The sequence below is a fragment of the Hyphococcus sp. D3-15 genome, from assembly GCF_055809375.1.
The window spans coordinates 3295635-3317737 of record NZ_CM147910.1 but is presented as its reverse complement, the minus strand read 5'-3'; the positions used below and the strand labels follow the sequence as shown (position 1 = coordinate 3317737).

The window sequence follows — 22103 nt, the reverse complement described above, 5'->3', positions numbered from 1 at the left end:
TTAGGAAAACAGGGCGCCAAGGTCCAGAGCGCGCCGGAGACTATCGCCCGAACTAGATCGGCAGGCGCATGGTGGCTTTCAGTCCGCCCTCGTCAGATTTTTCCAGCGTGACTTCTCCGCCATGGGCGCGCGCGACATCGCGCACGATCGTCAATCCCATGCCGACGCCGCTTTCATTCTGGTTACGCGCCTCATCGAGACGCGTAAACGGCTTGAAGACATCTTCATAGCGCGCCGGGTCAATGCCCGGGCCGTCATCTTCAACGATGATTTCAATATAGCGGTTGGACCGGCGTGTGCTGATCCAGACATGATCGGCATAGCGCAGGCTGTTATTGGCGAGATTGCCGATTGCGCGTTTGAGTGCGCTGCGCCGGGCCTCGATGTTGATCGGAGCAGGAGCGTTCACCGTAATCTCCCGTCCGCTGCGTTTTGCGTCCCCGGCGATTTCCCGGATGAGTTCGCCAAGGCGGAAAATCTCGGGATCTTCATCCGCCGCCTCATTGCTCGCAAAGTCGAGATAGGCCTGGATCATCCGTTCCATCTCGGTCGCGTCCTTGCGAATGGCTTCCATCTCCTCGCTGTCTTCCTGCATGGCGAGCGCCAGCTTGATGCGGGTCAGCGGCGTTCTGAGGTCGTGGCTGATGCCTGCAAGCATGGCCGTGCGCTGCTCCAGGTGACGTTTGATGCGCTCGCGCATGGCGATGAAGGCGTAGCCGGCTTTTCGCACTTCGGTCGCACCGGCAGGGCGGTAGTCCGGCGCATCGCGTCCGCGCCCGAAGGCCGCCGCCGCGTCGGCGAGGCGCAAAATCGAACGCACCTGGTTGCGCATGAAAATGATCGCGACGATGCCCAGCAGCACCGATGTACCGGCGAGCCAGAACAGGAAAATACGGCCTGTGGTGGCGAAGACCCGGTCACGGCGGGCGAAAAACACCAGCGCGCCTTCATTCATCGCGACGCGTATTTCAACATCCTGCGGCCAGCTTTGCGTATTGAGCCAGTACGGTCCGTCGAGCGTATTTTTCAGGCGCCGGTCCAGGGTCGCGTTATAGACATTGAAGCGCGCAAGGAGGTTTGCGGAAGGAATTTCTGCTTCCGGGTCGTAAGTGACGCGCATTTTCAGATCGTTGAACGTCATGGCGGCGATCGCATCGCGTTCGGCGAGGCTGTCCGCCTCATTATACAACCGCGTCACCATGGCGATTTGCCCGGCGACGCTTTCGGAAAGATTGGCGGTGACATGGTCCCAGTGACGGGCGAAGAAAATATAGGTGACGAGCGCCTGGGTCAGAAAGATCGGCAAGATCACGATCAACGTGACGCGCGCATAAAGGCTTTTGGGAAGATACCGGCGAAACATCGGCGCTAATCCGTCATCAGCGCGTAGCCGATGCCGCGTACAGTCTGGAGATAGATCGGCGCGCGCGGGTCTTCTTCGATTTTTTTGCGCAGCCGCGTCACCTGCACATCCACTGAGCGCTCCATGCCGGCGGCGGTCTGTTCCGCAAGCGCTTCGCGGCTGATGGCGTCACGGGGCTTTTGCGCAAGTGCTTTCAACAGCGACGCCTCTCCGGCGGTGAGCCGGACAAGGTCGCCGTTTTTGCGCAACTCGCTGCGTCCGAGCGAAAATGTGCAGACGCCAAACTTGACTTCACGCTTGTCAGGGCTCGCGGTTCCGGCGCGCCGCAACAAGGCGTTGACGCGAAGCAGCAACTCGCGCGGTTCAAACGGCTTTGACAGATAATCGTCGGCGCCCATCTCCAGACCCTCAATGCGGTCTTCGGGCAGGCCGCGCGCGGTGAGCAGCAAGATCGGAACATTCGATGCAGCGCGCACCGATTTTGTCAGGGCGAAGCCGGTTTCGCCAGGCATCATCACATCGAGAATGAGCAGGTCAAAGTCGACAGACGCCATTAATGCGCGTGCTTCCTTTGCATTGCCGGCGACCGACGTGCGGAAACCATTTTCGCTCAGATAGCGTTTGAGCAAGGTTCGTATGCGATCATCATCGTCAACGATCAGCAGATGCGCGGCGCCCTCAGCAATGGTCTGTACGGGGTTCACTGTTGCGGCGTCCGCAAAAGGGTCGCTGCGCGCAAGGAATATTCAGCGCCGGTCCAGAAGGTCATCACCGTCGCGATCCACAGGGCGGCGCTGGCGACGGGGCGCAGCGGCTCGCCGATTATCCCGGTAGGCGCGGCGGCCAACAACAATCCGGCGGCGACGAGTTGTGCAGTGGTTTTCCATTTGGCGAGGGTGGTGACTGCAAGCGTTTTTTGCTGTGCGCTTAACGCTTCCCGCAATCCGCTAACCAGAAGTTCGCGCAGGATGATCACAATGACGGCGATGACGCCGGCGCCGACAATAACGCCATTTCGCACCAGCAAAATAAATGCAGCGGCGATCAGCAGCTTGTCGGCGATCGGGTCAAGCGCGGCGCCGAGCGCGCTGGTTTCGCCGCGCGCGCGGGCGACCCAGCCGTCAACAAAGTCGGTCAGCGAGGCAATGATGAATATCGCCAGCGCGACAGTCATGTTCCATGGCGCATTGGCGAGAAACGCGATGACGAACGGAATGATAAGCGCCATGCGCGCAAGCGTGATGAGATTGGCCATGACCGGAAGATAAGCCGGTCCGCGGCGCGAGGCTAGTCTGCGCGGCTCAGCCTTCCTTCTTGTCGCCGCCCCACAGGCGCTTCCACCAGGGTTCCGGTTTTGGCGGATCAAAGCTCTGGTCTGCAGCGCTCATTTTGCCTCGTATGTCGTCAATGTCCCAGCCTGTGAGGGTCGCGAGGGTTTGCGCTTCGGCTTCGAAACGCTTGGGCAGTTCGGCGCGGTAAGCCTGTCCGGCGTCGCAAGTCGCGTCGCCCTTATAAGGGTGGCGCAAGACATAGCGGCCCTGATAGTTTGACCGGTCGCCGGTTTCCTTGAAGATCAGATCTTCCGGAAAATGCTCTGCGTCATAGGAAACATGCAGACGCGTGACGAAAACATCCTGCGCGCCGCCTGGCGACGGGCGTCGCGGCAAAACGCCATTGCCGCTTCCCACGCCATCAAGCCAGTACACCCCGAGTTCGCGCAGTTCCTGTTGTGAAAGCGGGTCGGCGGCGCAGGGGTCGCACCAGGCCATGTCCCAGGCATATTCGAGGAAGACGGCGCGGCCATTTTCCTTTTCGACCTGTTCATGGAACATGGATTTATAAAAACTGCCGAACTCATCTTTGACGAAAAGCGGTATATCCATGCCCGTAGGAAGCTTCACCGTGCGGTAATTGGTGGTTTCAATACGGCCGGAACGGGTGAGGGCGAAAACGAACAATTCCTGCTTGCCTTCGGCGTTCACCGTGCCGAGGCGGATGGGCAACTGGAATTTCGGCGATTCAAACGCGACCTGAAGCGGCCGCAGATATTTCAGACCCGTCTGCGCTTGTTCTTCGAGATTGACCTTGGCGACGAAAAACTTCGTGCCTTGCTTGATGTAGCTGCCCAGCGTTGCTTCCGCGCCTTTCGGCAGGTTGTAGCCGTTATCGGTTAGCCATTGCGCGAGGCCGTCTGACTGATCGGCGGAGAGGATCTGAATGTCATATTCGCCGACGGTGTATTCCGCCTCTATGGTGACGCCGTAGCTGTTCTGCTTGCTGGCTGTTACGACAATGGTCTCGTCCGCCATTGGCGCAGCCATCGCCAGTTCTTCGCGATAATAAGTCCGGCAGGGATCTTCATCGAAATATTCGACCAGGCGCGGCGCCGTATAGGCGTCGATATGATCGAGGATCGCATTGTCTGTGACATGGATCTGGCCTTCCTCCAGCACTACCGGCACGGGGATGACGATCGCAAATTCATTGAGCTCGCCCTGAAAGTCATTGGCCATGGTGATGACGGTGCGCTCGCCATCGCGCATGATCGCGACCTTCGACGCCTTGTTGAATAGTTTGGTGTCGGCTTTCGCGACGTAAAATCCGCAAAAGGCGACGGCGCCGCCGGTGAGTGCTAATGCTGCAGTCGCGGATACGGCGGCGAATAGCGTTTTTCTCAAGGAACGATTTCTGGATCTCGTCATGGATATTTTCTCCATCTATTCGGCGGGAAAAGGATGGACCCTCGATGGGGCCAGACGCTTCAGGAAAGGCGGCGGTTTCACAGGATCGCCCCAGCGGTAATGCGGCGCCGGGTCAAACGCTTCGAGCAGCGGGCGGATCAGACACATGGCCGCCAGCGCGATGAAAATTCCGTCGGACATGTAGAAATGATAGCCGAGCACGTAAGCGATAAGCGCGGCGCCGGCGGCGAACACGCTGCGCGCTATGGCGCCGTCCGGGGTCGTTTTCGGATCGGAGATCATGAAGAAGGCGAACAGAATGAGCGCGCCATTTTGCAGGCGCAGCAAGGGGATCGCCAGCGGATCGCCGAGCCACAGCGCGCGAGCGATGATCAAGAACGCATAAGTTCCAAGAAAGATCAGCGGCACGTCTATCCGCGCCGCGCGATAGGTGACGAGCATGCCGGCGCCGGCCAGCGCTGCGGCGAGCCAAAGCGCGGTTCCCCATTGGCCCGGCGTCGTCCAGGCGGCATCGGGCATGATGGTCGCCGACAGGATGAGCAGCGCGACAATGCCGACATTCGCCGGATTGAAAACATGCTTACCGTAAAGCCGGAGCGTGAATTTCGACCCGATGGCGAGCGCCGCAGCGATCATCAGCGGCGCGAGCGCGTCAGCGCGCAACAGAAGCGATAGCGAAAGGGTTGTGATCAATGCGCTGCGCGGTTCGAAGCGGATCGCCGTCATGAACGAGCCAAGAAACTGCACGCTGAGGGCGGTGACAAGAATGGCGGCGATCTGGAGCGGCGAAATATCGAAGGCGCGGGTTGTGACGCCAAAGGCGAGGAGCGCAGACAGGGTCGCGATCTGGTAGTGCCTCGGGTCTTTCAACAAGCCCTTCATAATCCCGCCATCCGGTTCGCGCTGACCTCGCCCAGCCGTAAAAGAGCGCAGGACTAAGGCGGAAACGGGGCGCCGGTTGGATGGTTTGTGGGCGCGTCAGCCCGCCATCATCCCGGCAAGCTCCTTCACCAGCCGCCCGGCGACCTGCGCCGTCATCATATTGATGTCGCGCTCCGGATTGAGCTCGACAATATCAGCGCCCACAGGCGCTTCCGGCAAATGCTTCAGGATCGAAATCACGTCGCGCGTCGACAGTCCGCCGGGTTCAGGATGGGACACCCCCGGCGCGAAGGCCGGATCAAGCCCGTCGAGGTCTATAGAGACGTAAACCGGCGCCTGAAGGCGTTGAAAGGGGATAGCGTCAACTTCGTCCGCGCCCAGCATGACGACGCCGTGTTTTTCGCCGAAGGCGCGGCAATCTGGCGAAATGGAACGCAAGCCGACCTGAATGAGGGCGCCGACGCAGCCATCTTCAATGGCGCGGGCAAACGGGCATGCGTGAGAGTAGGGATCGCCTTCGAACTCCTGGTAAAGATCCGTATGCGCATCGACATGCAGAATGTTCAGCGGGCCATGCTTTTCCTTCATGGCGCGCAAAATCGGATAACTCACCGAATGATCGCCGCCCAGGCTCAAGGGCTTCTGGCCTGCGTCAAGTGATGCAGTAATGCGGGCGCTGATCGCCGTGCGCGCCGCTGTGCCCTCTATCGGCAGATCGCCGAAATCAAATTGGGAAATGGCTTGTCGCGCGTCGATGCCGGAAAGCGAATAGGGGCTCGATGCTTCGGAAAACAGAGATGCGCGAATAATGGCGGGCGCCAGCGCTGGCCCGCGGGCATAAGAGGAACTTGCGTCCCAGGGAAAACCGTGAAGGGTGACCGGCATGGGCGCGAGATTAGCGCCGGCGCACGAGGCTTGTCCATGCCATGGTCAAGCGCTCGCGCAGCATCGGTATGCTTGTGTGTGGTTCAGCCGTTGGCGAGCTTGCGCAGCTTCAGTTCAGCCCGAAACAAGGGGGCCAACCGAATGGCGCGCGCTTGTTTCGTTTTGTTTTTGCTTTGCGTCGACCGCCATGCCCGAAAGGCCAGAGCCTGAAGCTTGGCGTCCGAAAGCGCAGCGATCTTATCGCGCGGCGAGAGTTCAGCAGCTTCTTTGCTCATCTCCGTCCTCGTGATTTGAAGGAGCTCTGGCGTTTGACGGATGGCGGGCCCGAACCCTCTGGCTTGTGCCGGAAGGTAATACGGCCCTTGGTCAGGTCGTATCCGGACATTTCGATCGTCACCCGGTCGCCCGCCAGCGTCTTGATGCGGTTCTTGCGCATCTTGCCGCCAGCATAGGCGAGAACCATGTGCTCGTTATCCAGCTTGACCTCGAAAGTTTCCGTCCGGAAGAGCCTCGGTGACGACGCCGTCGAACTCGATCAGTTCCTCTTTCGCCATTTGATTCGCCTTTCTTGCCGCCGCCTTCATGGGCGCGACGGTCAGTTTGGGGTTTTCCAGACCGTTTTGACGGTCCGCCGGCGGCTGGCCGCTGCCGGTTTTGATTTTTGCGATTTTGATTTGCAGGTTTGTGGAATTCGGGGCGTTCGCCGCCGCCTTCCACGGGCATGGTCTGGCGCGTCAGCTTTTCGATCGCGCGCAGGAAAGGGCGTTCTTCGCCGGAGCAGAAGGAGACCGCAATGCCAGTGGCGCCCGCGCGGCCGGTTCTGCCGATGCGGTGCGTATAGGTTTCCGGCGTATTCGGCAGGTCGTAATTCACCACATGGGTGACGTCGCGCACATCAATGCCGCGCGCTGCAATATCCGTTGCAACGAGAATGCGGGTTTTGCCGCGACGGAATGCATCCAGCGCTCTTTCGCGTTGAACTTGTGAGCGGTTGCCGTGGATTGCATGAGCAGGCGAACCTGCAGCATTCAGCGCACGCACGAGCTTGTCTGCGCCGTGCTTGGTGCGGGTGAAAACCAGCCCGCGCGCAAATTCCGGCTTTTTCACAAAGGCGATCAAGGTCGCCGCTTTGTGCGGTTTTTCGACGAAGAGCACGCTTTGGTCGATTTTCAGCGGTTTGGCTGCTTCTATCTCGACGCGCGCCGGGTTGGAGAGCAGGCTGCCTGCGAGTTTTGCGATCGCCGGCGGCATTGTCGCTGAGAAGAAAATGTTCTGGCGTTTTTCTGGAAGCTTCGCTGCGACTTCACGAATTGAGTGAATGAAGCCGAGGTCCAGCATTTGATCGACTTCGTCGAGGACGAAATATTCAACGCCTGTCAATTTCAGTGCGCCCTTGTCCATCACGTCTTTCAGGCGGCCGGGCGTGGCGACGAGAATATCGACGCCGCGATTAAGCATGGCGCGTTGTTTGCCAAAGGCGACGCCGCCAATGACGAGGCCGGTAGAGAGGCCCTGAGCGGCGCCATAGGCCTTGAAACGGTCTTGCACCTGCAGCGCGAGCTCGCGCGTCGGCGCCAGGATCAGCGCGCGACATTCGCGGGCGTTTGTCCTTTGGCGATTGTCGGCGAGGTGCTGCAGGATCGGCAGCGCGAACGCCGCCGTCTTGCCGGTGCCGGTCTGGGCGATGCCGAGCAAGTCGCGGCCCTTCAGGATTTGCGGAATCGCCGCTGCCTGAATTGGCGTTGCTGCTGTATGTCCTTCGCGCGCAAGCGCTGCGAGGATCGGCTTTGAAAGGCCGAGTTCGGTAAAACTGGTCAAAATAATCTTTCCGCGCTCGGCACAAAAAATGCGCGGAAACGCTAGAGGTTCTTTGAGAACCCGCGTGCCAGGGCGCTCTTTATGTCAGGATGAAGGGGCTAGGCGGGACTTTGATCCGCTTACACGCGCCACGAGCGGCTTATATGGGTTGCACATGCGAAAAAGCAAGCAAAATCTTGGCTGCAGCCCGGCTTCGTCCGTGGACGTAAAGTCTTAACACGGGCGAGAAGCGGCTTAACGCTCCCGCTCGAACTCGGGCAGGCCGCGTTTTCTCGGCGTTTTTGCGGCCTTTTTTGGCTTTTCAGCCTCGACGGCGCGTTCTTCGGCCTCTTTGGCGAGGCGCAATTCGCGCAGTTTGGCGGTTTTGCGCAGCGTATCGCGCTTTTCTTTTTCAACTTCAGCGACGGCTGCTTTCGCATCCACTTGCCGAAATGCCTTGCTTTGAGCGGGCGTTGGTCCTGAAGCCAAGCGGCTATTCCCTTCGGATTTCGCCAGAAACAGCACCATGCGGCCGAGGCGTTGGGCCTTCTAACACCCCGGCGCAACGAATGCATCAACTGCTGTGGAAATAATCATATATCTTCTGCGCCAGCGCGGCGGAGACGCCTTCAACGGCCTCCAGATCAGCAGGTTTGGCGCGGGCGATCTCTTTTGCTGATCCGAAATGGTTAAGCAGCGCGCGTTTGCGCTTGGCGCCGATGCCGGCGATTCCGTCCAGCGGATTGGCGGCGATGGCCTTCTTTCGTTTCGCCCGATGCGCGCCAATTGCAAAGCGATGAGCCTCATCTCGGAGACGTTGCAACACGAAGAGTCCGGGGTCGCGCGGCGGCAAGGTAAAAGGCTCGCGTCCCGGCATCACAATTTGTTCGCCGGTGGCGCCCATTGTCCGGTCGATGCGCTTTTCGCCAGCATCATTCTCACGCCGGCCTTTCGCTACGCCGATAATTGTCACGCCTTCCGCTTCGGGATCAACGCCAATCTCTTTCAGCGCATCCAGCACAACGGATAATTGCCCTTTGCCGCCGTCGATAATGACAAGGTCCGGGCGTTCAGCGTTTTCATCCTTCAGCATGCGGGCGAAACGCCGGGTAAGCACTTCGCGCATCATGCCGAAATCATCACCGGGCGTCAGGCTGTCCGTTTTGATGTTGAACTTTCGATACTGGTTTTTGACGAAGCCTTCAGGGCCGGAGACGATCATGGCGCCGACGGCGTTGGTTCCCTGAATATGCGAGTTGTCATAAACTTCGATGCGCTCTGGCGATGCTTCCAGTCCCAGAATATCGGCAAGCTGCCGCAGGCTTTTCAGCTGGCTCGCCGATTCCGCCATGCGCCGTGACAGCGCTTCGCGGGCGTTCATCTCCGCCGCTTTTACGAGATCGCGTTTTTCACCCCGTTGCGGCGCCAGAATGGTGACCTTGCGTTCGGCTTTGATAGAGAGCGCTTCTGCGAGGAGATCATCTTGCGGCGGCTTCACCGAAACCAGAATTGATGGCGGCGGCACGCGTGAATCATAGAATTGCGCGATGAATGCGTCGAGAACCGCGGCAGGTTCGTCTTCCTTGTCGTGTTTTGGGAAAAAGGCGTGATTGCCCCAGTTTTGCCCGGCGCGGAAAAAGAAAACCTGCACGCAAGATTGTCCGCCTTCGGAGTGAATGGCGAACACATCGGCTTCGGAAACCCCGCCCGGATTGATATCCTGGGTTCCCTGAATATAGGAAAGCGCGCGGATGCGGTCGCGCAGTTTTGCGGCGCTTTCGAAATCGAGATCGGCGGAGGCTTGCTCCATTTGCGCAGACAGCGTTTTCTGCACGCTTGCGCTCTCGCCAGACAGGAATGACTTCGCCTCGGCGACAAGTTCGCTATAGTCTTCAATGCTGACAAGCCCGACGCAGGGAGCCGCGCATCGTTTGATCTGGTGCAACAGGCAGGGCCGTGTGCGTCCTTCATAAACGCTGTCGGTGCAGGAACGCAGAAGAAACGCCTTTTGCAGCGTGTTCAGCGTGCGATTGACCGCGCCGGCGGAAGCGAAGGGGCCGTAATAGGCGCCGGGGCGTTTCTGCGCACCGCGATGCTTTTGCAATTGCGGCGCTTCGTGATCTTCGGCGACAAGAATGAACGGAAACGACTTGTCGTCGCGCAGAATGACATTGTAGCGCGGCTTAAGCTGTTTGATCAGATTGGCTTCGAGAAGCAGCGCTTCGGTTTCCGTGCCGGTGACCACAAATTCCATGGCGCGCGTTTCTGAAATCATCCGCATGATGCGGTTGGAATGACCGCGTCCTTGTGCATAGGACGAAACGCGATTTTTGAGATTTTTCGCCTTGCCCACATAAAGGACGTCGCCCTTGGCGCCATACATCCGGTAGACGCCGGGCTTGGACGGCAGGCGCGACACTTCGTCCGCGATAAGCTCGGCGCCCGTAAGCGCTTCCCTTTTCGAGGAATTCAGGTCGACAGCGTCTTGTGAGTCAGGTGTTTCGGGGTTCATGGCGTAATGGTTAACCGGGCGTTCACAATCCGGATTTACATCTGGCCCATGAGCTAATGGCGCGCGGAGGCGAGGTCAAATGCCCCCTGAACTGAAAACCAAGTCAGATGTCTCGATCGTGTTGATTTTCTTCACGGCGCTGGCGGTGTTTGGCGTGGCCGGGGGCGGATTTTTCGTACAGGACTATGCGCGCTCGCGGGCCAGTCTCGCCTGGCCGGCGGCGGATGCGATTGTCCTCAGCCAGCTCGATCGCGACCGGGCGCGGCTGCGTTATGTCTATTCTTTTGACGGGCATAGCTATGAATCAACGCGCACCCGCAATTTCATGGCGCAGTTCACGAGCGCCGAACGTCGCGATTTCAGGCCCGGTGAAACCCTGACAGTCTACGTCAATCCGGAAGAGCCTGACTATGCCGTGATCTATCCGGGCGGCGCTGGGGCCGCCTTCGTGATCTTGTCATTGCTTGCAGGGTGCGCCGTGTTTTTTGGGGTCGGCGGCGTCGTATGGGCGCTTTCGCGTGCAAACGCGCAGGACTTCGCGATTGCCGGACACGCTGCGTAATCCGCAATTTTTTCCGGTCTAGTTTTTTGTGCGAATGATCTCGACGCCTGCTGCGTCGGCTTCGGGAATCGCGTTCGGTTTTACGATGCGCACCATCACCGAATTCACCATGGGATGCGACATGACGAGATCGGCAATACGCTCGGCCAGCGTTTCGACCAGTTTGATATGGCCTTCAGCGACAATCGCCTTAATGCCCTGGGTCATCGCATCATAACAGACGATATCGTCAAGACTGTCGCTCACCGGATTGGCGGGCTCAAGCACGTCGGCTTCAAAGTCGATCCGGATTGGTTGGGTGACGCCCTGTTCGCTTTCATAGGCGCCGATATAGGCGTCGAGAACCAGGCCGCGAATAAAGACCCGCCGGCGCGGCGCGGTCGCGCTGCGGGGAAGGGGGTGATGTCGGGCGGGGTTTGTCGCTTGCTCATTCGCCTATTCCTGCACCAGAACGTCCGGGGTGCGCCAAGCCAGATGTTGCCCTCCGTCGACCGCAATCATCTGTCCTGTGACCGAACGCGCTGACAGCAAATAAAGAAGCGCCCCGCAAATATCTTCCAGCGCGGCGCCATAACCAAGGATCGTCGCCTCATTCTGGCGCGACCAGTCGGCGTCGGACTGGCGGGGGTTCTTCAAGGTGGGACCGGGACCAATAGCGTTAACGCGAATTCCCTTGGGCCCGAGCGCCTGCGCCAGCGTTTGGGTCAGCGTAAACAGCGCCGACTTAGACGCCGTGTAGGAAAGAAATTGCGGCGTCAGTTTGAGGACGCGCTGATCGACGAGATTGACGATCTGGCTTCCGGTCGATGCTTGTGCGGCGAAATCCTGCGCGAGTTTCAGCGGCGCGCGCGCATTGACATTCATATGCATGTCCCAGCTTTCGCGGGTCATGTTTTCAACGTCATCATGTTCAAAAACAGAGGCGGAGTTCACAAGCAGAGTAAGCGGGCCGACCGCCGTTATGGCGTTGCCGATCAGCGCCGCCATTTCGGCTTCGTCCGACAAATTTGCGCCGATAGCGGCGGCCTTGCGGCCCTTTGCTTCGATGAGCGACACAACTTCGTCGGCTTCCGCTTTCGATGTGTTGTAATGCACCGCCACGTCATAGCCCGCATCCGCCAGCGTGAGCGCCAGCGCGCGGCCGATGCGTTTTCCTGCGCCGGTGACGAGCGCGGCGCCCGCCTTTTTCGCAGCCATGATCTAAAATGCTCCGGCGTTATGGGCGAGCAGCAGGATAAAGCCGATATAGGCGACTGTGAACAGGAAGCCGGTAAGGCGGCCGATATCCCGGCGCGTTATAACGAAACCGGCCAGGATGATGGCGGCGATCGCCATGACCGGCAGGTCGAGGCGCAGCGAAGCTGCGTCGAAAACAGCAGTGCCGGAAAGGCCGGCGGCACCGCCGACAGCGAGAATGTTGAATATGTTCGAACCGACGACGCCGCCAATCGCGACATCAGATTTCTTGTGAATGGCCGCGGCGAAGACTGTAGCCAGTTCAGGCAGCGACGTGCCAAAGGCGATGATCGTCAGGCCGATCAATTCTTCGCGGACGCCAAGGTCCGTCGCCAGGCTGGCGCCGTTCGTAACCAGGAGTTGCGCTCCGAGCGGCAAGCCAATCAATCCGGCGATGAGAAAACCGATAGTCTTGGCGTTGATGCTCGCGGTTTCCTGATACTCTTCGACCTCATCAAGGATCGGGTCGTTCGCGCGTCCGCTTGCGGCGCGCACCCACATATATCCCACATAAGCAAGGATGCCGGCGAACAGGCCGGCGCCGATTTTCGTGCCGATTTCACCGGGCCCGTAAGCGGCGCCGAAAAAGGCGACCGTCGCCAGCAGCATGATCACCGCATGGCGGCGCAGACCCAGAACATGGGTGCTTACCGGGTAAATGAGGGCCGGCAGACCAAGCACCAGAAAAATATTGGCGATATTGGAGCCGACAATATTCCCCAGCGCTATGCCGTCATTTCCGGACATGACGGCTTGCACGGTCACCACAAGTTCCGGCGCGGATGTGCCGAAGGCGACAATGGTCAAGCTGACCAAAAGGGCGGGAACCTTTAACGCCGCCGCCAGACTGACGGCGCCGCGGACAAGCAAATCTCCAGCGACCAGCAAAACGGCAAGGCCGAGAATGAGAAAGGCGATCTGGGAGGCGATCTCCGGGACCATGAAACCCCTGGGGTTAAAATCAGCGACATCCGGCGAGGGCCGATCCCATGCGGGCTCGGCCGACGCGCCGGTGCGGCCTAATCAATGCGGCCTTTTTCGACAACATTCAGCAGGGCGAACGCAATAATAAAAATGCCAATCGCCGTGACCGCCATCCAACCTGGATTCATGGATTTACCCCTTCTTTACGCTGCGTGGCGCTCCTTATAGGGCCGCTCGGGCGGAGCGTCACCCCCTTTGCAACCGCTAAAAGCCGCCCCCCTTTGCGCGAAATCGCTTCAAATTTAGGAAAAAACCCCACAACGCTCGATACAGGTTTTTCATGTCTTGAGAGGTAGATTCGCGCATGGGTTGCGAAAATTGGTGGGCGACAAAATGAAAAACGACGTCTTGGAGACTCCCGGCTCAGCGGGAGATCGTCGCAGCGGCGAGCGCCGGGTGACCGAACGGCGGTTGACGGCAAGGATTCAAAACAAATGGGCGCGTATCGCCCAGGGCAGGCTGCCAAGCTTGCGTGAGGTCGAAGAGCTGAATTTGGGTCCCGACAGACCCTTTTGCTTCGCGATCGATTTGCGCCTGTCTGACGTCTTTCCCTATTTCGTTTTTATGGGCGAAGAGCTCACCCGGTTTTCATCTGCCTATCCGCTGGGCGATCCGCGCCGGGAAAAAACCGTGCTCGACGCCGCCATGGCCAAAATGGATGAGGCTGCGCTCAGCCGCAAGCCGGTGGAATATTCAGATATCAAAAAGCTGGATGACGGACGCCGCGTCGGATTTCGCAGCATCCTTCTGCCGGTTTCCGAGAACGGGCAAGATGTGAGCCACATTTTCGGCGCCGCAAAGGGGCGCATGTTGTAAAGCTCATGGGCGTCCATGCTTAAAGGCCGAACCAAATTTGATCTAAATTTGCGCCGCCGCAAAAATCATCAGCTTACGAACATGTTTTATCATACGCCTGTTGAATTTATGGGGCGGTAATGCTGAGCGATGTAGCGGAATTATTTGGCGACGGGTTTGTCGTGCCGGCGGCGGACCGCCGCCTGACGCGCCGATTGGTCGATGCATGGGCGCGCGCCGCGCGCGGACATTTCCCGAGTTGGGAGGCGATGCAGGAAACCGGTCTGGAAGAAGACTGGGATTGGGTTTTCGCTGTCGATTTGGAAAAGAGCGTTGGCTTTCCCTTTTTCATTTTCCTGGGCGACAGTCTCGCAAAACTTTCCGACGTCCATCTCAGCGGAGAAGCCGACTGGACTTTTACGCTGCTCGATAAGGCGACAGCGGATATCTATGCCGCCGTTGCATCCGAAGCGCCGCATTTTCGCGATGATGTGCTGACCCTGTGCGATGGCCGCAAGGTGCAGTTCCGGTCGGTCACCGCGCCGCTCGCGGAGGACGGTTCCACCATCACGCATGTGGTCGGCGCGGCAAGCGGCCGGCTCGCTTTTGACGCTGATCCGGTGCTGCGTCTCGCCGATTAGCGGCAGCGGACCGCGCGTCGGGCGCGGTGATCCTTGCAAGTTCGAATGAGCCCGGTCAGGGTGGTCTCGCAAAAAATCCGAGGCCCCATGCCGTTAGATATCGACTTCGTCCGCAGCCAGTTTCCCGCATTTGCAGAGCCGTCGCTAAGAGGCCAGGCGTTTTTTGAAAATGCCGGCGGATCTTACATGTGCCGGCAGGTCATGGACCGGCTGACGCGGTTTTTTCACGAACGCAAAGTTCAGCCCTATGCGCCCTATGAGGCGTCACGCCTTGGCGGCGAGGAAATGGACGAGGCGCGCAGGCGTCTGGCCGCGATGTTGAACGTCGAAACAGATGAAGTGAGTTTCGGGCCGTCCACAACACAGAACACCTATGTGTTGGCGCAGGCTTTTGGTCAGGCGCTGGCGCCGGGCGATGCAATCATCGTCACCAATCAGGATCATGAAGCCAATTCCGGCCCGTGGCGCCGGCTTGCTGATCGCGGCGTGGAAATCCGCGAATGGCGGATTGACCCCGACACGGGGCATTTGCCGTTGGACGGGCTTAAACGGCTGCTCGACCACAAAGTGAAACTGCTTTGCTTTCCCCATTGCTCAAACATCGTCGCTGAAATCAATCCGGTCGCGGAAATCGCGCGGCTCGCGCATGAAGTTGGCGCTGCGGTCTGCGTGGATGGCGTCAGTTATGCGCCGCATGGACTTCCCGATGTGGCGGCGCTGGGCGCCGATATCTATTTGTTCTCCGCCTACAAGACCTATGGTCCGCATCAAGGCGTCATGGTGATGCGCCGCGCCTTGGGCCAGCGCTTGCCCAATCAGGGGCATTATTTCAACGCTGGCGTTTTGTACAAACGATTTACGCCGGCGGGACCAGATCATGCGCAAGTGGCGGCGTGCGCCGGCATGGCGGACTATATGGATGCGCTTCATTCGCACCATATTGGCGGTGATGCGAGTGACATGGAAAAGGCGCGGGGCGTGCATGACTTGATGCGTGAGCATGAAGTCGCATTGCTGCAACCTTTGCTCGACTATCTTTCCGACAAAAACTCCGTGCGTCTTCTGGGGCCGCGGCAAGCGGCGCGGAGGGCGCCGACGGTCGCCATCGCGCTGGAAGCGCCGGCGGAAGATGTTGCGATCAAGCTGGCGCCGCTGGGGATCATGGCGAGCGGCGGCGCTTTTTATGCGGATCGCTGCCTTGAGGCGCAGGGCGTGGACGTGAAACGCGGAGCGCTCCGGGTCAGTTTCGTTCACTACACAAATGCGCAAGAGATCGAAAAGCTCATCGGCGCGCTGGACGCCGTGTTGTAACCCCCGATTCAGAATCGACATGCGCCAAATACGCTAGTTTATGGCGTCGAAGCCCGGCATGTCCGGCTGATATCCGCCATTTGCTTCGAACCGGGAGCACACTCTGCCGCCGCTTGCGGGGGGCGCTGCGAAGACTAGTGTCCCGCCAAATTTCAAGAGCGTGAGCGAGGAAATCGATGACCATCCACGGACATTTTGTTGGCGGGCAGCTTCTGGCGGGGACAAGCGGACGAACCAGCGATATTTTCAACCCCACGACCGGCGAGGTGCAGGCTCAGGCCGCGCTGGCCAGCGCCAGCGAGGTGGCGAAAGCGGTGGATGCGGCGGAAAAGGCGTTTCCCGCCTGGGCGGCGATGAACCCTCAGCGCCGGGCGCGGGTGATGTTCAAGTTCAAAGAGCTTGTCGAAAAGGACATGGACAATCTCGCCAAGCTGATTTCTTCGGAGCATGGCAAAATCCTGCCCGACGCGCGCGGCGACGTGCAGCGCGGTCTCGATGTGATCGAATTCGCCTGCGGCATCCCGCATCTGCAAAAAGGCGAATACACCGAAGCCGCCGGTCCGGGGATTGATGTCTATTCCATGCGCCAGCCTTTGGGCGTGGTGGCGGGCATTACGCCTTTCAACTTTCCAGCGATGATTCCCATGTGGATGTTCGGCGTTGCGGTTGCGTGCGGCAACACCTTCATCAACAAACCATCCGAGCGCGATCCGTCCTGTCCGCTGCGCCTTGCGGAGCTGATGATGGAAGCCGGCGCTCCGGAAGGCGTCCTGAACGTCGTCAATGGCGACAAGGAAGCGGTGGACGCGCTCATCGCGGAACCCCGCGTCAAAGCGATCTCATTTGTTGGCTCGTCCGATATCGCCAACTACATTTACGCCGAAGGCGCAAAGCACGGAAAGCGGGTGCAGGCGTTTGGCGGCGCCAAGAACCACATGATCATCCTGCCCGACGCGGATATGGAAAATGCGGTCAACAATCTGATTGGTTCGGCCTTTGGCTCGGCTGGCGAACGCTGCATGGCGACGCCGGTCGCCGTGCCGGTGGGCGAGGGAACAGCGGAAGCGTTGATCTCCATGCTGAAGCCAAAAGTGGAAAGCCTGCGCATCGGCCCGTCCATGTCGGAAGATTCAGACCTCGGCCCGCTGGTCACCGCCGCGCATAAAGAGCGTGTATCGAACTACATCCAGATGGCGGTCGACGAAGGCCAGGAAGCCATTGTCGATGGCCGTGATTTCAAGCTTCAAGGCTATGAGAATGGATTCTTCCTTGGCGGCACCTTGCTCGACAAGGCGAAGCCCGGACACAAATCCTATGAGGAAGAAATTTTCGGGCCGGTGTTGCAAATTGTCCGGGCGAAGAATTTCGAGGAAGCGGTGGCGCTGCCGTCGCAGCATCAATATGGCAATGGCGTTGCGATCTTCACGCGCAATGGGGCGGCGGCGCGCGAATTCGTCAAGAACGTCAATGTGGGCATGGTCGGCGTCAATGTGCCGATCCCCGTGCCGGTTTCCTACCACACATTCGGCGGCTGGAAGCGGTCGGGCTTTGGCGACACCAATCAGCACGGGCCGGAAGGGGTGAAGTTCTGGACCAAGATCAAAACCATCACCCAGCGCTGGCCGGAAGATGTTCAGGGTTCGGAGTTCGTTATTCCGACAATGGAGTAGGGCGATGCAAACCGACAAGGGTCCATCGAAAAAGCTCACCGGAAAATGCATGTGCGGCGGCGTGGCCTTTGAGTTCCGCGCCGACCGTGAGGATGTGACGGCCTGTCATTGCGGGCAATGCCGGTCATGGAGCGGTCACTATTGGGCGTCGCTCAATGTGCCGTTTGAATCCCTGAAAATCAAAAAGGGCGAAGATCTGCTCGGTTGGTTCAAGTCCTCTGACTTCGCCCGTCGCGGCTTTTGCAAGCAATGCGGGTCTGCGCTGTTTTGGCACGCCGAGCGGCTGGACGACTACAAGCACCGCATCGCCATCGCGGCGGGCTCCATCGACGAGGGCGCGACCATAAGACTTGCCGAACACATTTTCGTTGCGGACAAAGGCGGCTATTACGACATTGGCGACGGGTTGCCGCAATTGGAAACGCATTAAGGGGGCCGGGTGTTCGGGATTGAAGTTGCAGATATCGGCTCGATGAGTCTTTGGGTGCTGTTTGCCGCCCTGTTTTTTTCGCCCTTCCTGCAGGAGGATTTCGGCGTCATTCTCGCCGCCGCCGCGTCGCTCGCCGGTGTTGCGCCGACGCCGTTTCTGGCCGTCGCGATCCTGACTGGGCTCGTTGCGTCTGACGCCTGGAAATACTGGATGGGGCGTCTCGCCCGGCGCTATGACTGGGCGCATAAATTTGCGGAAAAACCGGGCGTTTCCGTCGCCGGTGATTTGATCCGCAAAGAGTTTCTGCAGACCATGCTCACGGCGCGATTTGTTCCTGGCACGCGCATCCCGACTTACATCGCGGCAGGCTTTTTCAAGGCCGATTATGTTCGATACATCCTGACGCTGATGTTCACTGCGTCTTTGTATATTTGCGTCGTGTTCACAATTTTTCACACGGTCGGCGCCGTCGCCGGCGAGGAAGCGATTGTTTGGCTTCCAGCGATCGCGATCGTCCTGCTCGTGGCTTATGTTTTGTTTCGCTGGTTCAACCATCGGCGCAATCAGGAAGGTGTCATGACGCCGCTTTCAAAAGAAAAAGATCACCCGATGCCCGGCATGCCGGGTTTTGAAGGAACGCCTCTCGAAAAAGAAGAAGAGGAAGAGGAGTAGGCCGGAATGGATTTTGCGCTCAGTGACGAACAGGAAGCCATTCAGGACATGGCGCGGCGTTTCGCCGAAGACGAACTGGCGCCGAACGCCGCGCAATGGGATGAGCAGAAGCATTTTCCCGTAGACGTCATCAAGAAATCGGCAGCGCTTGGTCTCGCCGGAATTTACACGCGCGAAGATGTCGGCGGCTCTGGCCTCGGACGGCTCGATGCGGCGCTGATTTTCGAGGCCTTGTCTGCGGGCTGCACCGCAACGGCGGCATATATCTCCATTCACAATATGTGCTCCTGGATGATCGACCGTTTTGGGTCAGAGGAGTTGCGTCAGAAATATTGCCCGAAATTGACCTCGATGGAGATGGTGGCGAGCTATTGCCTGACCGAACCGGGTTCGGGTTCCGACGCGGCGGCGTTGAAAACGAAAGCTGTGAAAGACGGCGACCACTATGTCCTGAACGGATCGAAAGCGTTCATCTCCGGCGCGGGCGTTTCCGACCTTTACGTGGTCATGGTCCGCACTGGCGGCGATGGCCCGAAAGGCATTTCGACGGTGCTGGTGGAAAAGGATACGCCCGGTCTTTCTTTTGGCGCCAATGAAAAGAAAATGGGCTGGAACGCGCAACCGACCGCCATCGTGAATTTCGAAGACTGCCGCATACCGGCTTCGAACCGTGTCGGCGAGGAAGGCGAGGGCTTTAAGTTCGCCATGATGGGGCTCGATGGCGGGCGCCTTAATATCGCTGCCTGTTCACTGGGTACGGCGAATGCCGCGCTCAAAGCCGCGCTTGATTATTCGAATGAACGCAAAGCCTTTGGCAAGCCGCTGAACCAGCAACAAGCATTGCAGTTCAAGCTCGCTGACATGGCGACGGAATTAGAAGCTGCACGCGTCATGCTCTATCAGGCGGCGTGGAAGCTCGATCAGAAAACCCCGGATGCGACACGCGCCTGCGCCATGGCCAAGCGTTTTGTCACTGATATGGGCTTTAATGTGGTCAATGATGCGCTGCAAATTCATGGCGGCTATGGCTATCTCAAGGATTACCCGCTGGAGCGCATGCTGCGGGATGTGCGCGTGCACCAGATCTTGGAGGGCGCGAATGAAATCATGCGCGTCATCGTCGCGCGCGATTTGCTGAAGGAATATCAGGCGTAAAGAGATTGTTTTGAGAATACTCGCTTCCATCGCTTTGCTTCTCGCCGGGCTCGCCGCCATCGGCTATTCTTATTTAGACGCCTATGCGGCGATCGGGCGCGACATTGCCGCAACGGCGGAGCGCGGCGAGGAAGTCTCCGCCTTTAACAAGGCGCTCGCCGTGATTATGTCCGGAGAACTGCCGCAGCCGACAAGTTTTATTTATCTGGGCCTTCTTTTCATCGCTATTGGCGTGGTGGTCCTGATCATGAATGGCGGAAAAAAGCATGACGACAGAGATCCTGTTTGAAGAAATCGGCGACTGGGGCGTCGTCACGCTGAACAATGAAAAGGCGTTGAACGCGCTTAACTGGGATATGGCGAAAGCCATGCGCGCACAACTGACAAAATGGGCGGGCGGGCGCTCATCTGTGAAGGCGGTGATGGTGCGCGCAGCGGGTGAACGCGCCTTTTGCGCCGGCGGCGATATTCGTTGGCTGCATGATACAGCCAAACAAGACCCTGCGCATGCGAGTGAGTTTTTCCGCGAGGAATATCGCAACAATTCGCTGATCTATCATTATCCCAAACCCTATGTGGCGATGATTGACGGGATCGTCATGGGCGGTGGTGTCGGGATTTCCGTGCATGGCGATTTCCGCGTCGCGGGCGATGCAACACTCTTCGCCATGCCCGAAACCGGCATCGGTCTTTTCCCCGATGTGGGCGGCGGGCATTTCATGCCGCGCTTGCATGACGGGCTCGGGCTTTATTACGCGCTGACCGGCGCGCGGGCGAAAGCCGCCGACTGCATGGCGGCGGGCATCGCCACCCATTACGCGCCGGGTGACAAATATGCAGAACTTGAAGCGGCCTTGCTGAAAACCCCGCTTGGCGGGCACGCCCATGCGGATATCGAAACTGTGCTCGATATTTATGCGGGCGATCCCGGTCATGCGCCGGTGAATGATTTACGCGAGGACATTGCGCGCCTGTTTCAGGGCCATGAAACGCTTGATGGCCTGATGAAGGTGCTCCAAGCAGACAAAAGCGATTTCGCGAAAGAGACTTTGAAAACGCTCTCCCGTATGTCGCCGACCTCCATGCGCCTGACATTTGAACAGATGAAGCGCGGACATGAGCTTGATTTCGATGACGTCATGCAGATGGAGTTCCGCATGGTGCGACGGGTCATGGAAGGCCATGACTTTTTCGAGGGCGTGCGCGCGCAAATCCTCGACAAGGATCGCAATCCGAAATGGAAGCCTGCGTCACTGGCTGAGGTGAATGATCCGGACATTGCGCATTATTTCGAGCCGCTAGGTGATGACGAGTTGGCGCTCCCTTAAGCGACGTGTGAGGAACTGAGATGGCCTACTGGCTTTTGAAAACCGAACCCGATGACTGGTCATGGGACCAACAGGTCGCTCGCGGCAAAAAGGGCGAAGTCTGGACCGGCGTCAGGAATGCGCAAGCGCGCAATTTCATGCGTGAAATGAAGAAAGGCGATCTCGCCTTCTTCTATCACACGGGCGGCGAGAAACAGATCGTCGGCGTGGTGAAAGTCATCAAGGAAGCTTACCAGGACCCGACGACTGACGATGAGCGCTGGCTGGTTGTTGATGTGGCCGCAGTGGAGCCGGTTCCGCAGCCCGTCACGCTGGCGGCGATCAAAGCTGAACCGAAACTCGCCGAGATGAAGCTTGTAAAGTATGCGCGGCTCTCGGTTCAGCCGGTCACGCAAGCAGAATGGAAACGCATTCGAAAAATGGCCGGCATGAAATAGCCGACCGAAATCTGACGACCAAAAGAAAAAAGCAAAAATAGGGATCGAAAATGTCAACAATTCTGATTACCGGCGCCAATCGCGGGATTGGCCTTGAATTCGTCAAGCAATATGCGGGCGAGGGCGCGCGCATTCACGCCTGCTGCCGCAATCCGGATAAGGCGGATGCGCTGCGAGCGGTGAAGGGCGATGTTGTCATCCATGCGCTTGACGTTTCCGACTTCGCTGCGATCAAGGCGCTTGGCGAGAAGATTGACGAGCCGCTCGACATTGTCATCGCCAATGCGGGCGTCGCGGGTTTTGATTCAGGCGAGATGGGCGACTTGAATTTTTCAACTTTCGCTTCGGTGATGACGATCAACGCAGTGTCGCCAATCGCAACATTGGAGGCGTTTGCGCCGCAGCTTAAAAAAGCAAAGGGAAAATTCGCAGCGATCTCTTCGATACTGTCATCCTTTGCCGTCAACATGGCTTTCGATCCGTCATATTGCGCGTCGAAGGCCGCGTTGAACCGCGCGCTGCTCGCGTTCGCGCCGTCCTTCGTGAATGACGGCATTGCAATTGGGCCGTTTCATCCGGGCTGGGTGCGCACCGATATGGGCGGGCCGCAGGCCGATGTCGCGGTTGAAGACAGCGTGTCGGGATTACGCAAACAGATCGCAAAGATGCGAGTTGATGCGCCAATCCGGCTGATCGATTATCAGGGCAATGAAATCGGCTGGTGAGCCGCCGGGCCAAGAG

The 22103-nt window shown here is 58.7% G+C and carries 23 protein-coding genes and 2 pseudogenes; 12 read left to right on the top strand and 13 right to left on the bottom strand.

The annotated features are described in order from the left end of the window. Positions 1 to 52: 52 nt before the first annotated feature. The 10 genes and pseudogenes from AC0L8G_RS16305 to uvrC all read right to left on the bottom strand — a co-directional run bounded on the left by AC0L8G_RS16305 (position 53) and on the right by uvrC (position 10141). Positions 53 to 1363 carry an ATP-binding protein gene (locus AC0L8G_RS16305; protein WP_473385220.1) on the bottom strand — a complete coding sequence of 437 codons (1311 nt, stop codon included), beginning with the start codon at positions 1361 to 1363 and terminating at the stop codon, positions 53 to 55. A gap of 5 nt (positions 1364 to 1368) precedes the next feature. Then, entirely contained in the window at positions 1369 to 2067 is a 699-nt protein-coding gene (locus tag AC0L8G_RS16300) for a response regulator (protein ID WP_473385219.1), read from the bottom strand. Further along, positions 2064 to 2618: a CDP-diacylglycerol--glycerol-3-phosphate 3-phosphatidyltransferase gene (gene pgsA, locus AC0L8G_RS16295; protein WP_473385218.1), complete on the bottom strand. Its 555-nt coding sequence runs from the start codon at positions 2616 to 2618 to the stop codon at positions 2064 to 2066. The genes AC0L8G_RS16300 and pgsA overlap by 4 nt, the downstream gene beginning before the upstream one ends. Before the next feature lie 46 nt (positions 2619 to 2664). After that, on the bottom strand, positions 2665 to 4065 hold the full coding sequence (locus AC0L8G_RS16290) for a DUF2330 domain-containing protein (RefSeq protein ID WP_473385217.1): 1401 nt from the start codon (positions 4063 to 4065) through the stop codon (positions 2665 to 2667). A 15-nt stretch (positions 4066 to 4080) separates the two neighbouring features. Continuing rightward, on the bottom strand, positions 4081 to 4947 hold the full coding sequence (locus AC0L8G_RS16285; protein ID WP_473385216.1) for an RnfABCDGE type electron transport complex subunit D: 867 nt from the start codon (positions 4945 to 4947) through the stop codon (positions 4081 to 4083). Positions 4948 to 5043: 96 nt separating this feature from the next. Further along, positions 5044 to 5832: an agmatinase gene (speB, locus tag AC0L8G_RS16280; protein WP_473385215.1), complete on the bottom strand. Its 789-nt coding sequence runs from the start codon at positions 5830 to 5832 to the stop codon at positions 5044 to 5046. Positions 5833 to 6103: 271 nt separating this feature from the next. Next, positions 6104 to 6386 (bottom strand): annotated as a pseudogene (gene infA, locus AC0L8G_RS16275) (translation initiation factor IF-1). Between the two features lie 310 nt (positions 6387 to 6696). Further along, positions 6697 to 7527, bottom strand: a pseudogene (locus AC0L8G_RS16270) (DEAD/DEAH box helicase); the annotation flags it as partial. Between the two features lie 357 nt (positions 7528 to 7884). After that, positions 7885 to 8073, bottom strand: coding sequence for a hypothetical protein (locus AC0L8G_RS16265; protein WP_473385214.1), 189 nt, complete (start codon positions 8071 to 8073; stop codon positions 7885 to 7887). 130 nt (positions 8074 to 8203) lie between these two features. Beyond that, entirely contained in the window at positions 8204 to 10141 is a 1938-nt protein-coding gene (uvrC, locus tag AC0L8G_RS16260) for an excinuclease ABC subunit UvrC (RefSeq protein WP_473385213.1), read from the bottom strand. Between the two features lie 79 nt (positions 10142 to 10220). On the opposite strand from uvrC, the gene AC0L8G_RS16255 reads away from it, so the two are divergent. Next, a complete protein-coding gene (locus AC0L8G_RS16255; RefSeq protein WP_473385212.1) occupies positions 10221 to 10703 on the top strand; it encodes a DUF3592 domain-containing protein in 483 nt (160 codons plus the stop codon). Positions 10704 to 10721: 18 nt separating this feature from the next. On the opposite strand, the gene folB is transcribed toward AC0L8G_RS16255, so the two are convergent. The 3 genes from folB to AC0L8G_RS16240 all read right to left on the bottom strand — a co-directional run bounded on the left by folB (position 10722) and on the right by AC0L8G_RS16240 (position 12881). Further along, the gene (gene folB, locus AC0L8G_RS16250) at positions 10722 to 11033 is read right to left on the bottom strand and encodes a dihydroneopterin aldolase (RefSeq protein ID WP_473388895.1); all 312 of its coding nucleotides are present in this window, start codon (positions 11031 to 11033) and stop codon (positions 10722 to 10724) included. 105 nt (positions 11034 to 11138) lie between these two features. Beyond that, positions 11139 to 11900, bottom strand: a complete 762-nt coding sequence (locus AC0L8G_RS16245; RefSeq protein ID WP_473385211.1) for an SDR family oxidoreductase — start codon at positions 11898 to 11900, stop codon at positions 11139 to 11141. A gap of 3 nt (positions 11901 to 11903) precedes the next feature. After that, positions 11904 to 12881, bottom strand: coding sequence for a calcium/sodium antiporter (locus AC0L8G_RS16240; RefSeq protein WP_473385210.1), 978 nt, complete (start codon positions 12879 to 12881; stop codon positions 11904 to 11906). A gap of 375 nt (positions 12882 to 13256) precedes the next feature. On the opposite strand from AC0L8G_RS16240, the gene AC0L8G_RS16235 reads away from it, so the two are divergent. The 11 genes from AC0L8G_RS16235 (at position 13257) to AC0L8G_RS16185 (ending at position 22087) form a co-directional block, all read left to right on the top strand. Continuing rightward, complete coding sequence (locus AC0L8G_RS16235; protein WP_473385209.1) at positions 13257 to 13739, top strand: hypothetical protein; 483 nt, start codon at positions 13257 to 13259, stop codon at positions 13737 to 13739. A gap of 119 nt (positions 13740 to 13858) precedes the next feature. Continuing rightward, the gene (locus AC0L8G_RS16230) at positions 13859 to 14359 is read left to right on the top strand and encodes a hypothetical protein (protein WP_473385208.1); all 501 of its coding nucleotides are present in this window, start codon (positions 13859 to 13861) and stop codon (positions 14357 to 14359) included. An 87-nt stretch (positions 14360 to 14446) separates the two neighbouring features. Further along, positions 14447 to 15670 (top strand): aminotransferase class V-fold PLP-dependent enzyme, encoded by a 1224-nt coding sequence (locus AC0L8G_RS16225; protein ID WP_473385207.1) that lies wholly within the window; start codon positions 14447 to 14449, stop codon positions 15668 to 15670. A gap of 176 nt (positions 15671 to 15846) precedes the next feature. Next, the gene (locus AC0L8G_RS16220; RefSeq protein WP_473385206.1) at positions 15847 to 17340 is read left to right on the top strand and encodes a CoA-acylating methylmalonate-semialdehyde dehydrogenase; all 1494 of its coding nucleotides are present in this window, start codon (positions 15847 to 15849) and stop codon (positions 17338 to 17340) included. Positions 17341 to 17344: 4 nt separating this feature from the next. After that, positions 17345 to 17770 carry a GFA family protein gene (locus tag AC0L8G_RS16215; protein WP_473385205.1) on the top strand — a complete coding sequence of 142 codons (426 nt, stop codon included), beginning with the start codon at positions 17345 to 17347 and terminating at the stop codon, positions 17768 to 17770. 9 nt (positions 17771 to 17779) lie between these two features. Continuing rightward, positions 17780 to 18442 carry a DedA family protein gene (locus AC0L8G_RS16210; RefSeq protein WP_473385204.1) on the top strand — a complete coding sequence of 221 codons (663 nt, stop codon included), beginning with the start codon at positions 17780 to 17782 and terminating at the stop codon, positions 18440 to 18442. Positions 18443 to 18448: 6 nt separating this feature from the next. Further along, complete coding sequence (locus AC0L8G_RS16205) at positions 18449 to 19597, top strand: isobutyryl-CoA dehydrogenase (RefSeq protein WP_473385203.1); 1149 nt, start codon at positions 18449 to 18451, stop codon at positions 19595 to 19597. Between the two features lie 10 nt (positions 19598 to 19607). Next, on the top strand, positions 19608 to 19886 hold the full coding sequence (locus tag AC0L8G_RS16200; protein WP_473385202.1) for a hypothetical protein: 279 nt from the start codon (positions 19608 to 19610) through the stop codon (positions 19884 to 19886). Next, positions 19864 to 20925: an enoyl-CoA hydratase/isomerase family protein gene (locus AC0L8G_RS16195; RefSeq protein ID WP_473385201.1), complete on the top strand. Its 1062-nt coding sequence runs from the start codon at positions 19864 to 19866 to the stop codon at positions 20923 to 20925. The genes AC0L8G_RS16200 and AC0L8G_RS16195 overlap by 23 nt, the downstream gene beginning before the upstream one ends. 20 nt (positions 20926 to 20945) lie before the next feature. Then, a complete protein-coding gene (locus AC0L8G_RS16190; protein WP_473385200.1) occupies positions 20946 to 21362 on the top strand; it encodes an EVE domain-containing protein in 417 nt (138 codons plus the stop codon). A 50-nt stretch (positions 21363 to 21412) separates the two neighbouring features. Further along, entirely contained in the window at positions 21413 to 22087 is a 675-nt protein-coding gene (locus AC0L8G_RS16185; RefSeq protein ID WP_473385199.1) for an SDR family oxidoreductase, read from the top strand. The last annotated feature ends 16 nt before the right edge of the window (positions 22088 to 22103 follow it).

What these genes read in the sequence shown, in the direction of transcription:
- AC0L8G_RS16290 (WP_473385217.1), bottom strand. Translation starts at nt 4,065, where the DNA reads ATGACGAGATCCAGAAATCGTTCCTTGAGAAAAACGCTATTCGCCGCC.
- AC0L8G_RS16190 (WP_473385200.1), top strand. Translation starts at nt 20,946, where the DNA reads ATGGCCTACTGGCTTTTGAAAACCGAACCCGATGACTGGTCATGGGAC.
- AC0L8G_RS16230 (WP_473385208.1), top strand. Translation starts at nt 13,859, where the DNA reads ATGCTGAGCGATGTAGCGGAATTATTTGGCGACGGGTTTGTCGTGCCG.
- AC0L8G_RS16235 (WP_473385209.1), top strand. Translation starts at nt 13,257, where the DNA reads ATGAAAAACGACGTCTTGGAGACTCCCGGCTCAGCGGGAGATCGTCGC.
- uvrC (WP_473385213.1), bottom strand. Translation starts at nt 10,141, where the DNA reads ATGAACCCCGAAACACCTGACTCACAAGACGCTGTCGACCTGAATTCC.
- AC0L8G_RS16185 (WP_473385199.1), top strand. Translation starts at nt 21,413, where the DNA reads ATGTCAACAATTCTGATTACCGGCGCCAATCGCGGGATTGGCCTTGAA.
- AC0L8G_RS16195 (WP_473385201.1), top strand. Translation starts at nt 19,864, where the DNA reads ATGACGACAGAGATCCTGTTTGAAGAAATCGGCGACTGGGGCGTCGTC.
- AC0L8G_RS16245 (WP_473385211.1), bottom strand. Translation starts at nt 11,900, where the DNA reads ATGGCTGCGAAAAAGGCGGGCGCCGCGCTCGTCACCGGCGCAGGAAAA.
- speB (WP_473385215.1), bottom strand. Translation starts at nt 5,832, where the DNA reads ATGCCGGTCACCCTTCACGGTTTTCCCTGGGACGCAAGTTCCTCTTAT.
- pgsA (WP_473385218.1), bottom strand. Translation starts at nt 2,618, where the DNA reads ATGGCCAATCTCATCACGCTTGCGCGCATGGCGCTTATCATTCCGTTC.
- AC0L8G_RS16285 (WP_473385216.1), bottom strand. Translation starts at nt 4,947, where the DNA reads ATGAAGGGCTTGTTGAAAGACCCGAGGCACTACCAGATCGCGACCCTG.
- AC0L8G_RS16255 (WP_473385212.1), top strand. Translation starts at nt 10,221, where the DNA reads ATGCCCCCTGAACTGAAAACCAAGTCAGATGTCTCGATCGTGTTGATT.
- AC0L8G_RS16240 (WP_473385210.1), bottom strand. Translation starts at nt 12,881, where the DNA reads ATGGTCCCGGAGATCGCCTCCCAGATCGCCTTTCTCATTCTCGGCCTT.
- AC0L8G_RS16305 (WP_473385220.1), bottom strand. Translation starts at nt 1,363, where the DNA reads ATGTTTCGCCGGTATCTTCCCAAAAGCCTTTATGCGCGCGTCACGTTG.
- AC0L8G_RS16220 (WP_473385206.1), top strand. Translation starts at nt 15,847, where the DNA reads ATGACCATCCACGGACATTTTGTTGGCGGGCAGCTTCTGGCGGGGACA.
- AC0L8G_RS16215 (WP_473385205.1), top strand. Translation starts at nt 17,345, where the DNA reads ATGCAAACCGACAAGGGTCCATCGAAAAAGCTCACCGGAAAATGCATG.
- AC0L8G_RS16225 (WP_473385207.1), top strand. Translation starts at nt 14,447, where the DNA reads ATGCCGTTAGATATCGACTTCGTCCGCAGCCAGTTTCCCGCATTTGCA.
- AC0L8G_RS16205 (WP_473385203.1), top strand. Translation starts at nt 18,449, where the DNA reads ATGGATTTTGCGCTCAGTGACGAACAGGAAGCCATTCAGGACATGGCG.